Source organism: uncultured Arthrobacter sp. (assembly GCF_964021775.1).
Classification (GTDB): Bacteria; Actinomycetota; Actinomycetes; order Actinomycetales; family Micrococcaceae; genus Arthrobacter.
Genome location: NZ_CAXHZI010000004.1, coordinates 221383 through 236991, shown reverse-complemented (window position 1 = coordinate 236991; position 15609 = coordinate 221383). Strand labels below are relative to the sequence as shown.

The 15609-nt window shown below is 67.3% G+C and carries 12 protein-coding genes; 4 read left to right on the top strand and 8 right to left on the bottom strand.

The features are described from left to right. Window positions 1–26: 26 nt before the first annotated feature. From ABIN76_RS06315 to ABIN76_RS06305, 3 genes are read right to left on the bottom strand one after another with little or no spacing between them, the layout of a single operon-like run. The gene (locus ABIN76_RS06315; protein ID WP_346958858.1) at window positions 27–1175 is read right to left on the bottom strand and encodes a mannitol-1-phosphate 5-dehydrogenase; all 1149 of its coding nucleotides are present in this window, start codon (window positions 1173–1175) and stop codon (window positions 27–29) included. Further along, window positions 1175–3139 carry a PTS mannitol transporter subunit IICBA gene (locus ABIN76_RS06310; protein ID WP_346958857.1) on the bottom strand — a complete coding sequence of 655 codons (1965 nt, stop codon included), beginning with the start codon at window positions 3137–3139 and terminating at the stop codon, window positions 1175–1177. Before ABIN76_RS06310 ends, ABIN76_RS06315 begins: the two co-directional genes overlap by 1 nt. 58 nt (window positions 3140–3197) lie before the next feature. After that, the gene (locus ABIN76_RS06305; protein WP_346958856.1) at window positions 3198–3926 is read right to left on the bottom strand and encodes a TetR/AcrR family transcriptional regulator; all 729 of its coding nucleotides are present in this window, start codon (window positions 3924–3926) and stop codon (window positions 3198–3200) included. A gap of 176 nt (window positions 3927–4102) precedes the next feature. Between ABIN76_RS06305 and ptsP the strand changes: the two genes are divergently transcribed. From ptsP to ABIN76_RS06290, 3 genes are all read left to right on the top strand, one after another. After that, the gene (gene ptsP / locus ABIN76_RS06300) at window positions 4103–5788 is read left to right on the top strand and encodes a phosphoenolpyruvate--protein phosphotransferase (RefSeq protein ID WP_346958855.1); all 1686 of its coding nucleotides are present in this window, start codon (window positions 4103–4105) and stop codon (window positions 5786–5788) included. A 42-nt stretch (window positions 5789–5830) separates the two neighbouring features. After that, complete coding sequence (locus tag ABIN76_RS06295; RefSeq protein WP_346958854.1) at window positions 5831–6268, top strand: helix-turn-helix domain-containing protein; 438 nt, start codon at window positions 5831–5833, stop codon at window positions 6266–6268. Between the two features lie 74 nt (window positions 6269–6342). Then, a complete protein-coding gene (locus ABIN76_RS06290) occupies window positions 6343–6612 on the top strand; it encodes a hypothetical protein (protein ID WP_346958853.1) in 270 nt (89 codons plus the stop codon). Window positions 6613–6640: 28 nt separating this feature from the next. Here ABIN76_RS06290 and ABIN76_RS06285 read toward each other — a convergent pair whose 3' ends face one another. After that, window positions 6641–7861 carry a helix-turn-helix domain-containing protein gene (locus ABIN76_RS06285; protein WP_346958852.1) on the bottom strand — a complete coding sequence of 407 codons (1221 nt, stop codon included), beginning with the start codon at window positions 7859–7861 and terminating at the stop codon, window positions 6641–6643. Window positions 7862–8105: 244 nt separating this feature from the next. Here ABIN76_RS06285 and ald point away from each other — a divergent pair, with 244 nt between their 5' ends. Next, on the top strand, window positions 8106–9224 hold the full coding sequence (gene ald, locus ABIN76_RS06280; RefSeq protein WP_346958851.1) for an alanine dehydrogenase: 1119 nt from the start codon (window positions 8106–8108) through the stop codon (window positions 9222–9224). A 170-nt stretch (window positions 9225–9394) separates the two neighbouring features. Here the strand turns inward: ald and ABIN76_RS06275 are convergent, their stop codons facing one another. From ABIN76_RS06275 to ABIN76_RS06260, 4 genes are all read right to left on the bottom strand, one after another. Next, the gene (locus ABIN76_RS06275; RefSeq protein ID WP_346958850.1) at window positions 9395–10489 is read right to left on the bottom strand and encodes a Gfo/Idh/MocA family oxidoreductase; all 1095 of its coding nucleotides are present in this window, start codon (window positions 10487–10489) and stop codon (window positions 9395–9397) included. Between the two features lie 173 nt (window positions 10490–10662). Then, on the bottom strand, window positions 10663–12357 hold the full coding sequence (locus tag ABIN76_RS06270) for an ABC transporter family substrate-binding protein (RefSeq protein WP_346958849.1): 1695 nt from the start codon (window positions 12355–12357) through the stop codon (window positions 10663–10665). A 52-nt stretch (window positions 12358–12409) separates the two neighbouring features. Beyond that, window positions 12410–14647: an ABC transporter ATP-binding protein gene (locus ABIN76_RS06265; protein WP_346958848.1), complete on the bottom strand. Its 2238-nt coding sequence runs from the start codon at window positions 14645–14647 to the stop codon at window positions 12410–12412. Continuing rightward, window positions 14644–15609: an ABC transporter permease gene (locus ABIN76_RS06260; protein ID WP_346958847.1), complete on the bottom strand. Its 966-nt coding sequence runs from the start codon at window positions 15607–15609 to the stop codon at window positions 14644–14646. Before ABIN76_RS06260 ends, ABIN76_RS06265 begins: the two co-directional genes overlap by 4 nt.

The following is a 15609-nucleotide window of genomic DNA, read 5'->3' as shown; positions in this document are numbered from 1 at the left end:
CTCGCCAAAGGTGAGGGAGCGTCCGGCTAGACGGCGGCCTTGGCTTCCTCGACGAGGGCGCAGACGGCCGGGAACAGCGGATGCTCCGCCTCCAGGCCGGTGATCTTCGTCGTTGCGTCCTCCGGGGTGGAGGAGTTCAGGATCTGCGCCAGTTCCACGGCCTCGGCGTCGGCGGGGTCGTTGAAGCGCAGCGCGGCGGCGATCGCGCCAAGCAGCGCCTCCGGGACAATCCCGCGTTCGGCCAGCTCCGCCGCCGGTCCGATGAAGCGTTCGTGCCTGCTGAGTTTCCGCAACGGCGCGCGCCCCACCCGGTTCACGGTGTCCGGCAGGTGCAGGTTGGAGAACCGGCCAAGGATCTTCTGCACGTAGGCTTCCTGCTCCTCGCGGTTGAAGCCGTGCTTGGCCACCAGCAGTTCCTTGGTCTCATCGAGGACGGCCCGCACATCGGCGGCGACGTCCTGATCCGCCATGGCCTCGGAAATCTTGGCCAGCCCGGCGTCGAACCCGAAGTACGCGGCCGAGGCGTGCCCGGTGTTCACGGTGAACAGCTTCCGCTCGATGTAGGGCGCCAGGTCATCCACGAAGGTCGCCCCCGGAATGACCGGCTCCCTGCCCAGGAACGGGGTGCGGTCGATGACCCATTCGTAGAACGTCTCCACCGTGACGTCCAGGCCCTGCCCGGCCTCCTGGTTGGGCACAATCCGGTCCACCGCCGTGTTGGCGAACACGGCGGCGTCGTCCAGGGAGCCGGCGGCCGGATCCCATTGGGCAGCGATTTCGGACTTCAGGATGTCGGTCGCGTTGATGGCGTTCTCACAGGCCATCACCTGCAGCGGCGCCAGCCCCGCCGCCCGCGCCGCAATCCCCTTGGCGATCACGGGCGCCACGAACTTGAGGATGTGCGGGCCCACGGCGGTGGTGACGATGTCCGCCGTCGCGATTTCCGCGACGACGTCGGCCTCCTGGGTGCCGGAGTTCAGCGCGCGGAAGTTGTCCACCGTCCGCACGGCGGGGCTGTCCCCCACCTCGTGGACCTGGTAGCTGTCCGCGGCGGCGAGCTGGGTGATGAGGGCATCCGCGACATCCGCGAACACCACCTCATACCCGGCATCGTGCAGCAGCAGCCCGACGAACCCGCGGCCGATGTTTCCGGCTCCGAAATGAACAGCCTTCACTAGGAATTAACCTTTCCGAACAGGTCGAGCACTTCGTCGACGGTGGTGGCCGCCTCCAGCTGCGCGACCTGTGCCTTGTTGGTGAAGACCTTGGCGATCGAGGACAGGATCTGGAGGTGTTCGTTGTTGATGCCGGCGACGCCGACGACGAACTTGACCTCTTTGCCGTTCCAGTCGATGCCGTTCGGGTAACGAATCACCGACACCGCGGACTTCATGATGTGGTCCTTGGCGGCGTTGGTGCCGTGCGGGATCGCGAGGTAACTGCCCATGTAGGTGGAGACGGATTCCTCGCGCTCGTGCATGGCGTCCAGGTAGCCGGCGTCGACGGCGCCGCGGTCCAGCAGGAGCCGGCCCGCCTCGTCGATCGCGGCGTCACGGGTGGTTGCCGTGCCGCTGAGCACCACGCTGTCGGCCACAAGGATCCCGGAGGGGCCGGACCCGGCCTCGGTCCCGGCGTCGGGCGCGGCCACGGTTTCCGACGCGCCCACGGCACCGGAAGCGTCCGCCGGCGCGTTGCTGCTCTTGACCAGCTCCACGATCTCGTCGTACCGCGGCGAGTTCATGAAGTTGTCCACCGAGACGTGGACCGCGCTGGACGTCGCGGGCTTGGCCCGTTCGGTCAGGTCCTGGTGCGTGATGACGACGTCGTAGGTGTCGCTCAGGTTGGCGATGGCGGAGTTGGTGACCTTGACATCCGGGTAGCCGGCAGCCTTGATCTTGTTCCGCAGCACCGAGGCGCCCATGGCGCTCGAGCCCATGCCGGCGTCGCAGGCGAAAACGATGTTCTTGACCGGACCGGCCAGCACCGCGACGCCGCCTGCTCCGGCGCCGGCACCGACGAGGGCGGAGGAGACGGAGCTCTTCTTACCCTTCATGGTTTCCATCCGGGCGGTGGCGGCGCCGAGCTCATCACCCTCGACGTCCTTGCTGGACTTGAGGATGACGGAGGCAATCAGGAAGGACACGGTCGCGGCCAGCAGGACGGACAGTGCCACGCCGAAGTAGCTGTCCGGCGGCGTCGCCGCGAACACCGCGAGGATGCTGCCCGGGGCGGCCGGCGAGCGCAGGCCCGCGCCGGTGAGGACCAGCGTGAAGATGCCGGTCATGCCGCCGCCGATCGCGGCGAGGATGATGATCGGCTTCATCAGCACGTACGGGAAGTAGATTTCATGGATGCCGCCGACGAACTGGATCAGCGCGGCGCCGGGGGCCGAGGCTTTGGCCATGCCCTTGCCGAAGATCATGTAGGCCAGCAGGACGCCGACGCCCGGACCCGGGTTGGCCTCCAGCAGGAACAGGATGGACTTGCCCTGGGCGAGCGCCTGTTCGGTACCCAGCGGGGTCAGGATCCCGTGGTTCACGGCATTGTTCAGGAACAGGACCTTGGCGGGCTCAATGAAGATGCTCGTGAACGGCAGCAGGCCGTTGTTGACCAGGAACTCGACGACGGCGCTGGCGCCGTTGCTGAAGGCCTTCACCACCGGGCCGATCACCAGCATGCCGAAGATGGCCATGACGGCGGCGACGATGCCCGCGGTGAAGTTGTCGATCAGCATCTCGAAGCCGGGCTTAACCTTGTTCTCCCAGAGGCTCTCGAGCTTCTTCAGGAGCCACGCCGTCAGCGGGCCCATGATCATGGCACCGATGAACATCGGAATGTCAGTTCCTACGATCACGCCCATCGTGGCTACCGCGCCGACCACGCCGCCGCGCACGCCGTAGACCATGCGGCCACCGGTGTAGCCGATCAGCAGCGGCAGCAGGTAGGAGATCATCGGGCCGACCAGCTTGGCCAGTTCCTCGTTCGGGGTGAAGCCTGCCGGGATGAAAAAGGCGGTGATGATGCCCCAGGCGATGAAGGCGCCGATGTTGGGCATGATCATGCCGGACAGGAACGTGCCAAATTTCTGGACGCCGACCCGCACGCTGGTCCGGGGTTTTGCAACTGTCTCTGTTGCCATGTGATTTCCTAACCGTGATTCCTGCTGCACCGCAGGATTGTCCGATATTTTCGACGAGCTAGCTGGTGGAACTAATGGAGATCCGGTGAAGCCATTCGAGAAAGAGCTTGAGTTCAGAGCTGGACAGCTGGTCCGAGTGCGAGGCCTGCAGCGCCGCATTCAGGGCGATCGCCGCCACCACCACCGGGGATTTCCCGGAATCCTCCGGGCCGCTTTCCCGGGCCTGATCGGTGGCGACGGCAAAAATCATCGCGTCGCGGGTCATGGCGGAGAGCTCAAGGTTGCGCTCCGGCGCCTTCTCCGTGATGAGCATCAGGGTCACGCCCACGTTGGCGGCCAGGATGCTGCGGGCCGCCTCCCTCGGCGGGACGTTGAGCTGGCCGGCGACGGCGGCCTTGTTCAGCATCTCCTCCATGAGCGCCTCGGCGTCGGCGACGACGGCGGGACGGCTCTCGGGGCGGATGTTGCCGAACATGACGAGATACAGTTCCGGCTGCTTCAGCCCGAACTGTACGTGCTGGTCCCACATCCGCCGGATGTCCTCCAGCGGCTGCCCGGACGGCGCAATGTCGCGTTCGCCGGCCACGTATTCCTCGAAGCCGGCCGCCACGACGGCGTCAAACAGCCCTTCCTTGTCACCGAAGTGGTGATAGAGGGTGGGGGCGGTAACGCCCGCCAGCTGCGTGATTTGGCGAGTGGAGACTGCCGCTCCCCCGGACTTGGCCAGCAATCCGGCCGCTGCACGAAGCAGCCGGGTTTTGGGTGGTAGCTGGCCATCGATACTCATAACCGCTACCCTAGCACCTATAGCAACGCTATATGAAGTGCATCACATACACTTTTTTCAGGTACCGCAATCTGCCGGTTGACGTAGCGGACAGCCGCAGGAAATCTAGGATCTAGGCGTTCAGTGGCGGCACCTGAACAGACTTACTGGCTCACGGCAGAGAATGAGGACTTTCAGTGCAGAACTTCCAAGGAGTAGGCGTCAGCCCCGGCCGGATCATCGGCATCATCCGCCAGATGCCGAAACCGGTCAGTGAGCCGCCGGCGGGCGAGCAGTTGCCAGCCGGTGTCTCCGCCGAGGAGGCGACGGCGGCACTGAAGGCGGCGGCCAAGGCCGTGCACGATGAGCTCAAGGCCCGGTCCGAGACGGTCAGCGGCGACGGCAAGGCGGTGCTGGAAGCCACGGCGCTGATGGCCACGGACACCATGCTGCTGAAGTCCGCCGCCAAATTGATCGGCCGCGGCACGTCCAACCAGCGCGCCATCTGGGAAGCCGGGGCCTCCGTCTCGGAAATGCTGCACAACCTCGGCGGCTACATGGCCGAGCGCGCCACCGACGTGCTGGACGTGCGGGCCCGGATCGTGGCCGAACTGCGCGGTGTTCCCGCCCCGGGCATCCCCTCTTCCACCAGCCCGTTCATCCTGATTGCCGAGGACCTGGCTCCGGCGGACACCGCGACGCTCGATCCGGAGAAGGTGCTCGCACTGCTCACCGCCGGCGGCGGCCCGCAGTCCCACACCGCCATCATTGCCCGGTCCCTCGGCCTGCCCGCCGTCGTCGCCGCGGCCGGCGTGGACGCCCTGCCGGACGGCACGGAGGTCTACGTCGACGGCGCCGCCGGCACCATCACGGCGGAGCCGGACGAGGCCCAGCGCGCCGCCGCGGAGCACTGGGCCGCCACCGCGTCGCTGCTGGCGGACTTTGACGGCAACGGCGCAACGGCGGACGGCCACCTGGTTCCACTGCTGGCCAACGTCGGCGGCGCGAAGGACGCGGTGGCCGCCGCCGGTCTCAACGCCCAGGGCGTGGGCCTGTTCCGGACCGAGTTCTGCTTCCTCGAGCGGGATACCGAGCCCTCCGTCGAGGAGCAGGCCGCCGCCTACAAGGGTGTCTTCGACGCCTTTCCCGGCAAGAAGGTGGTGCTCCGCACCCTGGACGCAGGCGCGGACAAGCCGCTGCCGTTCCTGACCGATGCCACCGAGCCGAACCCGGCCCTGGGCGTCCGCGGCTTCCGGACCGACTTCACCACGCCGGGGGTGCTGGAACGCCAGCTGCAGGCGATCTCTCAGGCCGAGCAGGAATCCGAGGCGGACGTCTGGGTGATGGCGCCGATGATTTCGACGGCGGAGGAGGCCGCCCGGTTCGCGTCCCTGTGCGCGGCGGCCGGGATCAAGACCCCCGGTGTCATGGTCGAAGTGCCGTCCGCCGCGCTGACGGCGGAGGCCATCTTGCGGGAGGTGTCCTTCGCGAGCCTGGGCACCAACGACCTCACCCAGTACGCCATGGCCGCCGACCGGCAGCTGGGACCGCTGGCAGCGCTGAACACCCCGTGGCAGCCGGCGGTGCTGCGGCTCGTGGGCCTCACCGTGGAGGGTTCCGCCGCGGAGGGCCACGGCAAGCCGGTCGGTGTGTGCGGCGAGGCCGCGGCGGATCCGGCCCTCGCCGTCGTGCTGACCGGGCTGGGCGTCACCACCCTGTCCATGACCGCACGTTCCATCGCGGCCGTGGCCGCGGTGCTGAAGACCGTGACCCTGGCCGAGGCGCAGGAGCTCGCCAAGCTGGCCCTGTCCGCGCCGAGTGCCACCGAGGCGCGGGCCTGGGTCCGGGCCAAGCTGCCGGTGCTGGAAGAACTGGGCCTGTAACCGGAGGGCGTGGCGCACACCCGGGGCGCTAGGATGCACTCCATGACACTGATTGCTCCCCGGGTGACCGCAGGGCTCCCGGCCGAGGATGCACAAAAGCTCCAGTACGCGCTCGACGGCAGCAATGACATCACGGTTTTTGTGGACGGCACCGTGCACCGGCTTCCGCCCGCGGCGAGAGACGCCGTCGTGGACCTGCTGGGCCGGTTCAGCCGGGGCGAATCGGTCACGGTCAGCAGCGTGGAAGAAATGCTCACCACCTCGAAGGCGGCCGAGCTGGCGGGCATCTCGCATACCTATCTGCGGAACATGACTGACCGGGGCGAGATCCCGGTCGAATACCGCGGCACGCACCGCCGGATCCGGCTGGCCGACATCATGGCCTGGCTGGAAACCCAGAAGAAGAAAACGGCCGCGGAAAACGCCTCCCCCGCGGCGGCCGGCGGCGGTGAAGATGACGGCGGCGCGGATGCTTCGTGACGGCGTGATAAGGATCAAACAACGATCCGGGCCCGGCGCGGAAACGTGGCAGAGGCCGGGGTTACGCTTGAATTGTGGGTAAGTTCAGAGGGTGGCACATCCTGGCCGGCATCGCCGCCATGGTGCTCACGGGCATCCTCGGAACCGTGATGGGGCTGAACAACACGGCGGCCTTCATGGCCAGTTGCGTCGCGTTCGTGGCCGTGGCCCTGTGGACCGACAGCCGGCTATCACGCCACCGGCGGGACGCGGAGCGAGCGCGGAACACACCGCGGGACGCGGCGCGGCCGCTGGCCACCCGCCCGGACAGCGAGCAGGATTCCGCCGTCCGCGACGACTGCTAGGCCCGCGGCCACCCAAATCCTCGGCAACCTAGATCCTCGGCCGTTCGGCCCAGCGGCGCGCCTTCAGCGCCGCATGCAGTTCCAACCGGACCATTCCCTTGAGCGGATCGATGCCCAGCACCTGGCGGATCCGGCCCAGCCGGTTGTAGATGCTGCTGCGGTGCAGGTGCAGTTTGGCCGCTACCTCCTGGACCGAGCTGTCGTTGTCGTAAAAAAGTTCCAGTACCGGCAGGAGTTCACCGTTGCGGTCATGGTCCTCCAGCATCCGGAAGTATACGGAACCCGCGTCCGCCCAGGCGCCCGCGCCGCCGCCCGCCGAGGCCAGCAACTGGTAGAGGCCGGTGGCGCGGCAGTCCACCAGTTCGCCGAGCTGGGGGTCGACGGCGGCGGCCTGCGCCGCCTGGCGGGACTGCCGGTACGCCTCAGCAAGTTCACGCGGCCGGGAGAAGCCTTCGGAGGTGCCCAGGATGATCCGGCGGACCGGGCGGCCGGCGCGTTTGGCCAGTTCCAGCTGGTAGTGGACCAGCACCTGGGCGTGGTCGGCCCGGCCGGTAGATTCCTTGAACAGCACCACCGCGTGCGTCTCGGTCCCGGCGCTGAACAGGGCCGCGTCCACGCCGATGGTCGCCTGCAGCGCGGCGGAACGGTGGATCAGCGTGGACGCGATCGGGTCCGAGCCCTCGGCCCAGCCGTCGGCGTCGAGGACGGTGACCAACTGCCACGGCCCGCGGCCCTGCACTTCCTTCCAGCCCGCGACGGCGGCCACCGCGTTCGCCTCGCCCCGGCAGGCAGCGAGGAACTCCTGCTCGCGCCGGCGGCGGAACTCGGATTCGGCGGTGTTCGAGTCCAGGAGCAGGGCGGAGAGCTCCTCCAACTCGCGCGCCACGTCCGGCAGCTGGGCCAGGACGGTGCCCGCGGTGGGTTCCTCGGCGTCGAGCTGCACCCAGAGGTAGCCCACCCGGAACCCGCGGACCAGCAACGGGACGCACACACGTCCGAGCATTCCCAGCTCCTCGTTGGCTGGAACGACAACGGGGCGCACCGCCGTCGCGATGCCGTGCGAGAGCTGCCAGGCGCTGACGTCCGCCGCAACCCGCTTGCTGAGCAGGAAGTTCACCCGGACCCGGTCCGCGTGGGACTGGTTGGAGCTGTAGGCGAGCAGGACGCCGTCGAGGTCTTCGAGCGAGAGGCCGCGGCCAAGCCTGAGGGCCACGCGCTCCACGAGCTGCTCCACGTCCTGCTGCTGCATGCTGCCACACTACTGCCCGGACGGCCGCGGCGACGAACAGGGCCGCAACGGACATCAGGCGACACCTGACGTTTCCGCACTCGACATTTGTCGCACGGAGGTTTGGCAGAACCCCGGAACCACGCGGGCGGGCGGGGCTTCCGGACCGCCGCCGCTGTCGCCTGCCTCACAGCCGGATCTATTCTGGAATTACGACTTCCCCGCACACCCCGGCCCGCACGGCCGCCACTCCTGGAGCCAAAAAATGATCATCGGTGTCCCCAAAGAGATCAAGAACAACGAATTCCGCGTGGCCATCACGGCCGCCGGCGTGCACGAATTCCGCCACCACGGCCACACCGTCCTGGTGGAGCGCGGCGCAGGCCTCGGCTCCGGCATCACGGACGAGGAATACGCCATTGCCGGTGCCGAGATCGTCGCCGAGGCCGACGACGTCTGGGCCCGCGCCGACATGGTCATGAAGGTCAAGGAGCCGGTCAAGGCCGAATACCACCGCTTCCGCAAGGGCCTGATCCTCTTCACCTACCTGCACCTGGCCGCCGAGCCGGAACTGACCCAGGAGCTCATCAACTCCGGCGTCACGGCCATCGCCTACGAGACCGTGCAGGAGGGCCGGTCGCTGCCGCTGCTGGCCCCGATGTCCGAGGTGGCCGGCCGTTTGTCCGTGCAGGTCGGCGCCACCTCGCTGATGGCTCCGGCCGGCGGCAAGGGCGTGCTGCTCGGCGGCGTCCCGGGCGTCCGCCCGGCCAAGGTCGTTGTCCTGGGCGCCGGCGTGGCCGGTACCAACGCCGCCGCCATGGCCCTGGGCCTCGGCGCCGACGTCACCATCCTGGACATCAACATCAACCGGCTGCGCGAACTCGATGCCCAGTACCAGGGCCGCCTGAAGACGGTTGCCTCCAACGCCTACGAGATCGAGAAGTCCGTCGTCGACGCCGACCTCGTGGTCGGCTCCGTGCTGATCCCCGGCGCGAAGGCCCCGAAGCTGGTCACCAATGAACTCGTCTCCCGGATGAAGCCCGGCTCCGTGCTGGTGGACATCGCCGTGGACCAGGGCGGCTGCTTCGAGGACACGCACCCCACCACCCATCAGGAACCGACGTACAAGGTCCACAACACGATCTTCTACTGCGTCGCCAACATGCCCGGCGCGGTGCCGAACACCTCCACCTACGCCCTGACCAACGTCACGCTGCGCTACGCGGTGTCGCTGGCCGACCTGGGCGTCAAGGCCGCGTTCGAGCGCGACGCCGCTCTCGCTGCCGGCCTCAACATCGCCGGCGGCCGCGTCGCCCACAAGTCGGTTTCCGAGGCGCACAACCTGCCCCTCGTCGCCGACTGGCATGAGCTGGTCTCCGCGTAACTAGCCGATCCCGGCATCGTCCTGCTGCGCTGGACGACACACATCCTCTGCGTGCTGCTCCCCACCGTTCCCCTCGCCTCGCAAGCTCGGCCAGGGAACCCGAACGGTGTGGGCCCACTTCGTCGCTTTGACGCACGCTGCCGGATGTCTGTCGTCCAGCGTTGCGTGCGTTAAGCCCCCTTAGCGGCCAGTTCCCGCACCTTTTCGATTATTTTGAGGACTTCCACCGGGCCAGCGGGATCCACCGGGAGGGGGAGGGCCGAGGACGCGCCGCCGTCGGCGATTTTTTCCGCCAGGATCCGGTAGAACTCGGGGTACGCGCCGCGTTCGGTGGGCAGGCGGTCCAGGTGGCCATCGCGGCCCAGCAGCCCGGCCCAGTCCGGGTCCTCCACCCCGTAGCCGGCGTCCAGCGGGCCCCCGCCGGCGGCCAGATAGGGCTCCTGCGGGTCGACGCCGTGTTTGGTGAAGCCGCCGTCGCTGCCCACGGCCCGGAAGCGCGGACCCTGCTGGGCGCAGAGCAGGTTCATCCAGAGGTGGCTCGTGACCCCGGAGTCGTGCCGCAGAACGACGAACACGTCGTCGTCCGCCCGTTCGCCGGGCCTGCGGGCCGCCAGTTCGGCGTGGACCACGGCGGCGGGGCCGAAGAGCTGCAGCGCCTGGTCCAGCAGATGGGTGCCGAGGTCGAACAGGACCCCGCCGCCGTCGTCGGGGGTGGCCGCCGCCTTCCACGCTTTTGTGACCGTCGGCGCCCAGCGCTCAAAGCGTGATTCGAACCGCGTGACAGTGCCCAGCGCACCGCCGGCCAGCAAGGTCCGGACGGTCAGGAAGTCCCCGTCCCAGCGCCGGTTCTGGAAGACAGTGAGCACCCGGCCACGCCGCGCGGCGAGTTCCACCAGTTCCGCGCCCTCGGCGCTGCGCACTGTGAAGGGCTTGTCTACGACGACGTCGAGCCCCGCCTCCAGCGCAGCCTTGGCCAGGGGGTAGTGGGTGGCCGGCGGTGTTCCCAGCACCAGCAGGTCCAGCTCACCGGCGAGTTCCAGGACCGCGGCAGGGGTGTCGACAATCCTGGCCGACGGGTAGCTGGCGGCAGCGGCCGCCTTCCTGCCGGCGTCGGAGGTGGCAATGACGTCGAGCGAAAAAGCCGGGTTGGCGGCAATCAGCGGCGCGTGGAACACACTGCCGGAGAGGCCGAAGCCGGCGACCGCGGTGCGGATGGGCGCCGGCGCGGTGCGGCTGCGGGACGAGCTGGCGGGTTCGGAGGTCATGGCTCCACGCTACCCGCCGACGCTCCCTCAGGTCCGGCAACAAATCAGGCGACCCTCCCCCAGATCCGGCGCCAAACATGCCGACGCTCCCTCAGATCCGGAAACAGTTCGGGCGACGCTCCCACACGAGGTGAGGGAGCGTCGCCCGAAAAGCCGCTAGATGTGAGGGAGCGTTACTTCTGCCAGCCCACCAGGCTCCAGTCCGGGGTCTGGAACAGGGACGCGCCGTAGTTGGCGAGGCCCGTGCGGGCGAAGTAGATCTGCGGGCCGTTCATGATGACGCCCATGGAGTAGTACTTCGCCATGTGCTTCTTCTCGACCTCCATGGCCGCCTTGTTGCGCTCGGCGTCGTCCTGGATGGACGCGAGGTCCTTGATGGCCTTGTCCAGCTCGGCATCGCCCAGGCCGTTTTCGTTGGTCTTGGAATCGTAGAACTGCTTTACGCCGGAGGTTGCGTCGGCGCCGACGGTGTAGCCGCTGATGGTCAGCTGGAAGTCGCGGCTGCCCAGGACCTTGCCGAAGTCGGCGTCGCCGCGCTGGTCGATGCCGACCTCCATGCCGGCGGCCTGGAGCTGCTTCTGCAGGGTCTGCACGGTGGCGAGCGACGTCGGGTCATCACCGAAGTTGGTGATCTTGAAGGAAACGGGCTTGCCGTCCTTTTCCATGGTGCCCTTGGCGTTGGCCTTGTAGCCGGCGTCGGTCAGGACCTTCTTGGCCGCGTCAGCGCCGGCTTCCTTGACCGGGTAGTTGTCCTGGTAGTACTTGGAGAACGGCATCAGCATCATCGATCCCGAGCTTTCCTCTTCCCAGTTCAGGCCGCCGAAGCGCACGGCGCGGACTGCGGGGCGGTCGACCGCCGTGAAGATGGCCTGGCGGACCGCAACGTCGGTCAGCGGGGCCTTCTGGGCGTTCAGGTTCAGGCCGCCCGCGAACAGGCGCTGGCCGCGGCGGACCTCGGAGTTCTTGGTGCCTTCAAGCTGCTTGTACTTGGTCAGCGTACGGCCGTCGGCCATATCGACCTCGCCGTTCTTGAACGCGGCAATCTCGGCGCTGGCCTCGAGCTGGCGGAAGACCACCTTTTCCAGGACCGGCTTCTCACCCCACCACTTGTCGTTCGGGACCATGGTGACGGTCTTCGCAGCCGAGTCGAACTTGTCCACCTTGAACGGGCCGGCCATCCATTCCGGGTGCAGTTCGCCGGAGAACCCGGTGTTGAAGATCTCCGGGGTGTTGACGGCCTGCGGGACGAAGCCGCCGAAGATGTCGCTAAGCGGATAGACCGGCTGGGTGGTGGTGGCAATGACTTCCTTGTCGCTGCTGCCGGCCTTGACGGAGTCGATGAACTCGTAGGCGCCGGACGAGACGATGTCGATGTCCTTGTTCTTGCCGTTGAGCATCTTCCAGGTGTTGACGAAAGTCGCGGCGTTGATGGGGGTGCCATCGTTGTACACGGCCTTCGGGTTGATCTTGACGGTGATCGTCTGCTTGCCGTCCTTGACCTCACTCTTGAAGTCTTCGCAGAAGTTCTTGTTCAGGTTGGCGGTGCCGTCGAAGTCGAGCTTCCAGCAGCCCACGTACCCGGCCTCGTCAATCGGGTAGTGCAGTTCGGTGTTGTCCGCGGAGTTGCCGGCGTTGGAGTAGCCGTTGAAGTCCGGACTGATGTTGCCGACGGGCAGCGTCACGGTGCCGCCCTGCTTCAGCTCGTCCGCCTTCTTGGCGTTGACGCTGATGAGCTTGTTGATGTCGCCGGACGCATCCTGGGCCTTGGCGCTTTCGGCGGTCGTGGTGGCGCCGCCTCCGCCGCAGCCGGTCAGCGCGAGGGCTGCCGCGACGGCGGCCACCCCGCCGATCTTGGTCAGATTCTTCATAATGATCCCCTTCATTTTGGTGCGAGTTGTGGTTCAGGTGCGGTTTGGTGCGTCAGAGGGACTCGTGGACAACCAACATGTCCGCGTCCAGTTCGCCGTCCGGGTAGAAACAGGCGAATTGCTGGTCTGTGGGGGCCGACGGCGTCCCGGCGCTCCGGGGGCCGGTGGCCTGGGCGGGTGCCGCGGTTTCCAGCGGCGGTTCCAGGGTCAGGCACTTTTCCTGCCTGGCGGCAGGGAGTGCGGCGAAGACAGGGCAGCGCGTGGCGAAGTTGCAGCCCTTGGGCGCATCCAGCGGCGACGGCAGGTCCCCCTGCAGGATGATGCGTTCGCGGCTGCGCTCCAGCTGTGGGTCCGGTACCGGGATCGCGGAGAGCAGGGCCTTGGTGTAGGGGTGGCGGGGGTTGTCGAAGACGCTGTCGACTTCCCCGATTTCCACGATCTTCCCCAGGTACATGACGGCCACGCGGTTGGAGATGTGGCGCACCACGGACAGGTCATGGGCCACCATCAGGTAGCTCAGGCCCAGCTCGGCGCGCAGCTTATCCAGGAGGTTGATGACGCCGGCCTGGACGGAGACGTCCAGCGCGGACACCGGCTCGTCCAGGACCACGAGTTTGGGGTTCACGGCCAGGGCGCGGGCGATGCCGATGCGCTGGCGCTGGCCGCCGGAGAACTGGTTCGGGAAGCGGTTGACGTGGTCCGGCTGCAGGCCCACGAGCTCCATCAGTTCCATGATCCGCTTCCGGATGGCCGGCTTGGCCATCCCGGAGTTCTCCAGCGGCTCGGCCAGCACCTCGTAGACGGTGAAGCGCGGGTCCAGCGCACCGGTGGGGTCCTGGAAGACCATCTGGAGTTCCTTGCGCATGGCGGACTTGGTCCTGGCATCGGAGGCTGCCTTGTTGCTCAGCCCGCCGATTTTCACCTCGCCGTCCTGGTCGCGGTGGAATTCCATGATTTCCAACAGCGTGGTGGTCTTGCCGCAGCCGGACTCGCCCACGATCGAGAAGCACTCGCCTTCACGGATGTCGAAGCTCAGGCCGTCCACGGCCTTGACCGTGCCGATCCGGCGCTTGATCAGCGCCCCCTTCATCAGCGGGAAGTGTTTCTTGACGTCCCTGAGCTCCAGGACCGCCTTGCGTTCGGCGCGCGGGACCGCGTCGAACCGGGATACGGGGACCTCGGGGGCGTGGAAGATCTCGTGCACGTCCACGTCGGCGCCGAGGGACTCCGCCTTGATGCAGGCGGCCTTGTGCTCCAGGGTGCCGTCGCCGCTTCCGCTGACCGGCAAGAGCCCGGGCTCGCCCTGTAGGCACGCCTCGCTGACCAGCGGGCAGCGCGGCGCGAACGAGCATCCCGTGGGCGCGTGGATGAGGTTCGGCGGAATGCCCTCGATCGGCACCAGCGAGGTCTTTTCGGCCACGTCCACGCGGGGCACGGCGCCCAGCAGGCCCATGGTGTACGGCATCCGGGCGTTGTAGTAGATGTCGTCGACGCTGCCGGTTTCCACCGGCTTGCCGGCGTACATCACCATGATGTCGTCGGCCATGCCGGCCACCACACCCAGGTCGTGCGTGATCATGACGACGGCGGCGCCGGTTTCCTCCTGCGCGGTGTGCAGCACCTCGAGGACCTGCGCCTGGATGGTGACGTCGAGCGCCGTCGTCGGCTCATCCGCGATCAGCACCCGCGGGTTGTTGGCGATCGCAATGGCGATCATCACGCGCTGCCGCATGCCGCCGGAGAATTCGTGCGGGAAGGCTTTGAGCCGGTCCTTGGGGCTGGGAATGCCCACCATGCCCAGGAGTTCGACGGCGCGCGCTTCCTTGGCCTGCTTGCTCATGGTGGGGTTGTGCACCGTGAGCGCCTCGATGATCTGGTTGCCCACCGTGTAGACCGGGGTCAGCGAGGACAGCGGGTCCTGGAAGACCATCGCCATCTCGTTGCCGCGGAAGCGGCACATGGCCTTGTCGCTGAGCCCCAGCAGTTCCTGGCTCTTGAGCCGGACCGAGCCGGTGACCTGGGCCGTTTCCGGCAGCAGGCCCATGATGGCCATCGAGGTGACGGACTTGCCGGAACCGGATTCGCCGACGATTCCGAGGGTCTTGCCGGGCATCAGGTCGAAGTCGATGCCGCGGACCGCGTGCACCACGCCGTTCTCGGTGTTGAAGCGGACGTTGAGGTCGCGGACGGAGAGCACCGCACCTGCCGGGGCATCATCTGGGGCGTGCAGCCCGGCGACGTGCAGCCGTTCGGCGGTGCTCAGGTCGGTGGCCGTGGTGTCGCTGCTCATGGGTTCTTCTTCTTCTTTTTTGCGCTGCCAATAGAGCTGGAGCTGGGATCGAACGCGTCACGCAGGCCGTCATTCATCATGGCGAGCGATCCGGTCAGCAGGAACATCACGGTCAGCGGCACCCAGAACATCCACGGGAAGGTGGAGACCTGGGAGGTGGCCTGGCCGATCAGCACGCCCAGGCTCACGTCGGGAACCTTGATGCCGATGCCGATGAAGGAGAACGCGACCTCGGCCAGGATGGCGCCGGTCACGCCCCGGGTGATGTCCAGGACCAGCAGCGAGCCGATGTTCGGAACCAAGTGGCGCCAGACGATGCGCCGCGGGGGAACGCCCATGTACTGCGCGGCTTTCACGAAGTCGCGCTGCATAAGCGACATCGAGAGCGAGCGGATCAGGCGGGCGGTTCCCATCCAGTTGAAGATCAGCAGGACGATGATCAGCAGCATCCAGCTGGGCAGGTTCTGCTGCAGCCCGTTGCCGCCGCCGCTGGTGGCCACGGCGACGACCAGGAGCGCGGGCATCATGATCAGGGCTTCCAGGATGAAGAGCATCACCTTGTCGACCTTGCCGCCGAAGTAGGCCATGGTGCAGCCGTACACCGCCGCGATCAACACGGACACGAGGCCCACGACGAGGCCGATCAGGATGGAGACCCGGGTGCCTTCCACGGTCAGGGCGTACAGGTCGATGCCGGCCTGGGAGGTGCCGAGCAGGTGCTCGGAGGAGGGCCCCATGCCGATGTTGAACGGGTCGATGGTCTCCTTGTCCCAGCTGGAGAAGATCCCGCCGATCAGGGACAGCACGGTGAGCAGCACAAAGATCACCAGGCCGGTCACCGCGGTTTTGTTGCGCAGGAAGCGCCGCACGATGATCCTCGACTTCGCGATGACGACGTCGTTGTTCTCGATCTTGGCTTCCTCCGCCACGGCGGCCGGATCGATGGCGTTCAGGTTCGTCAT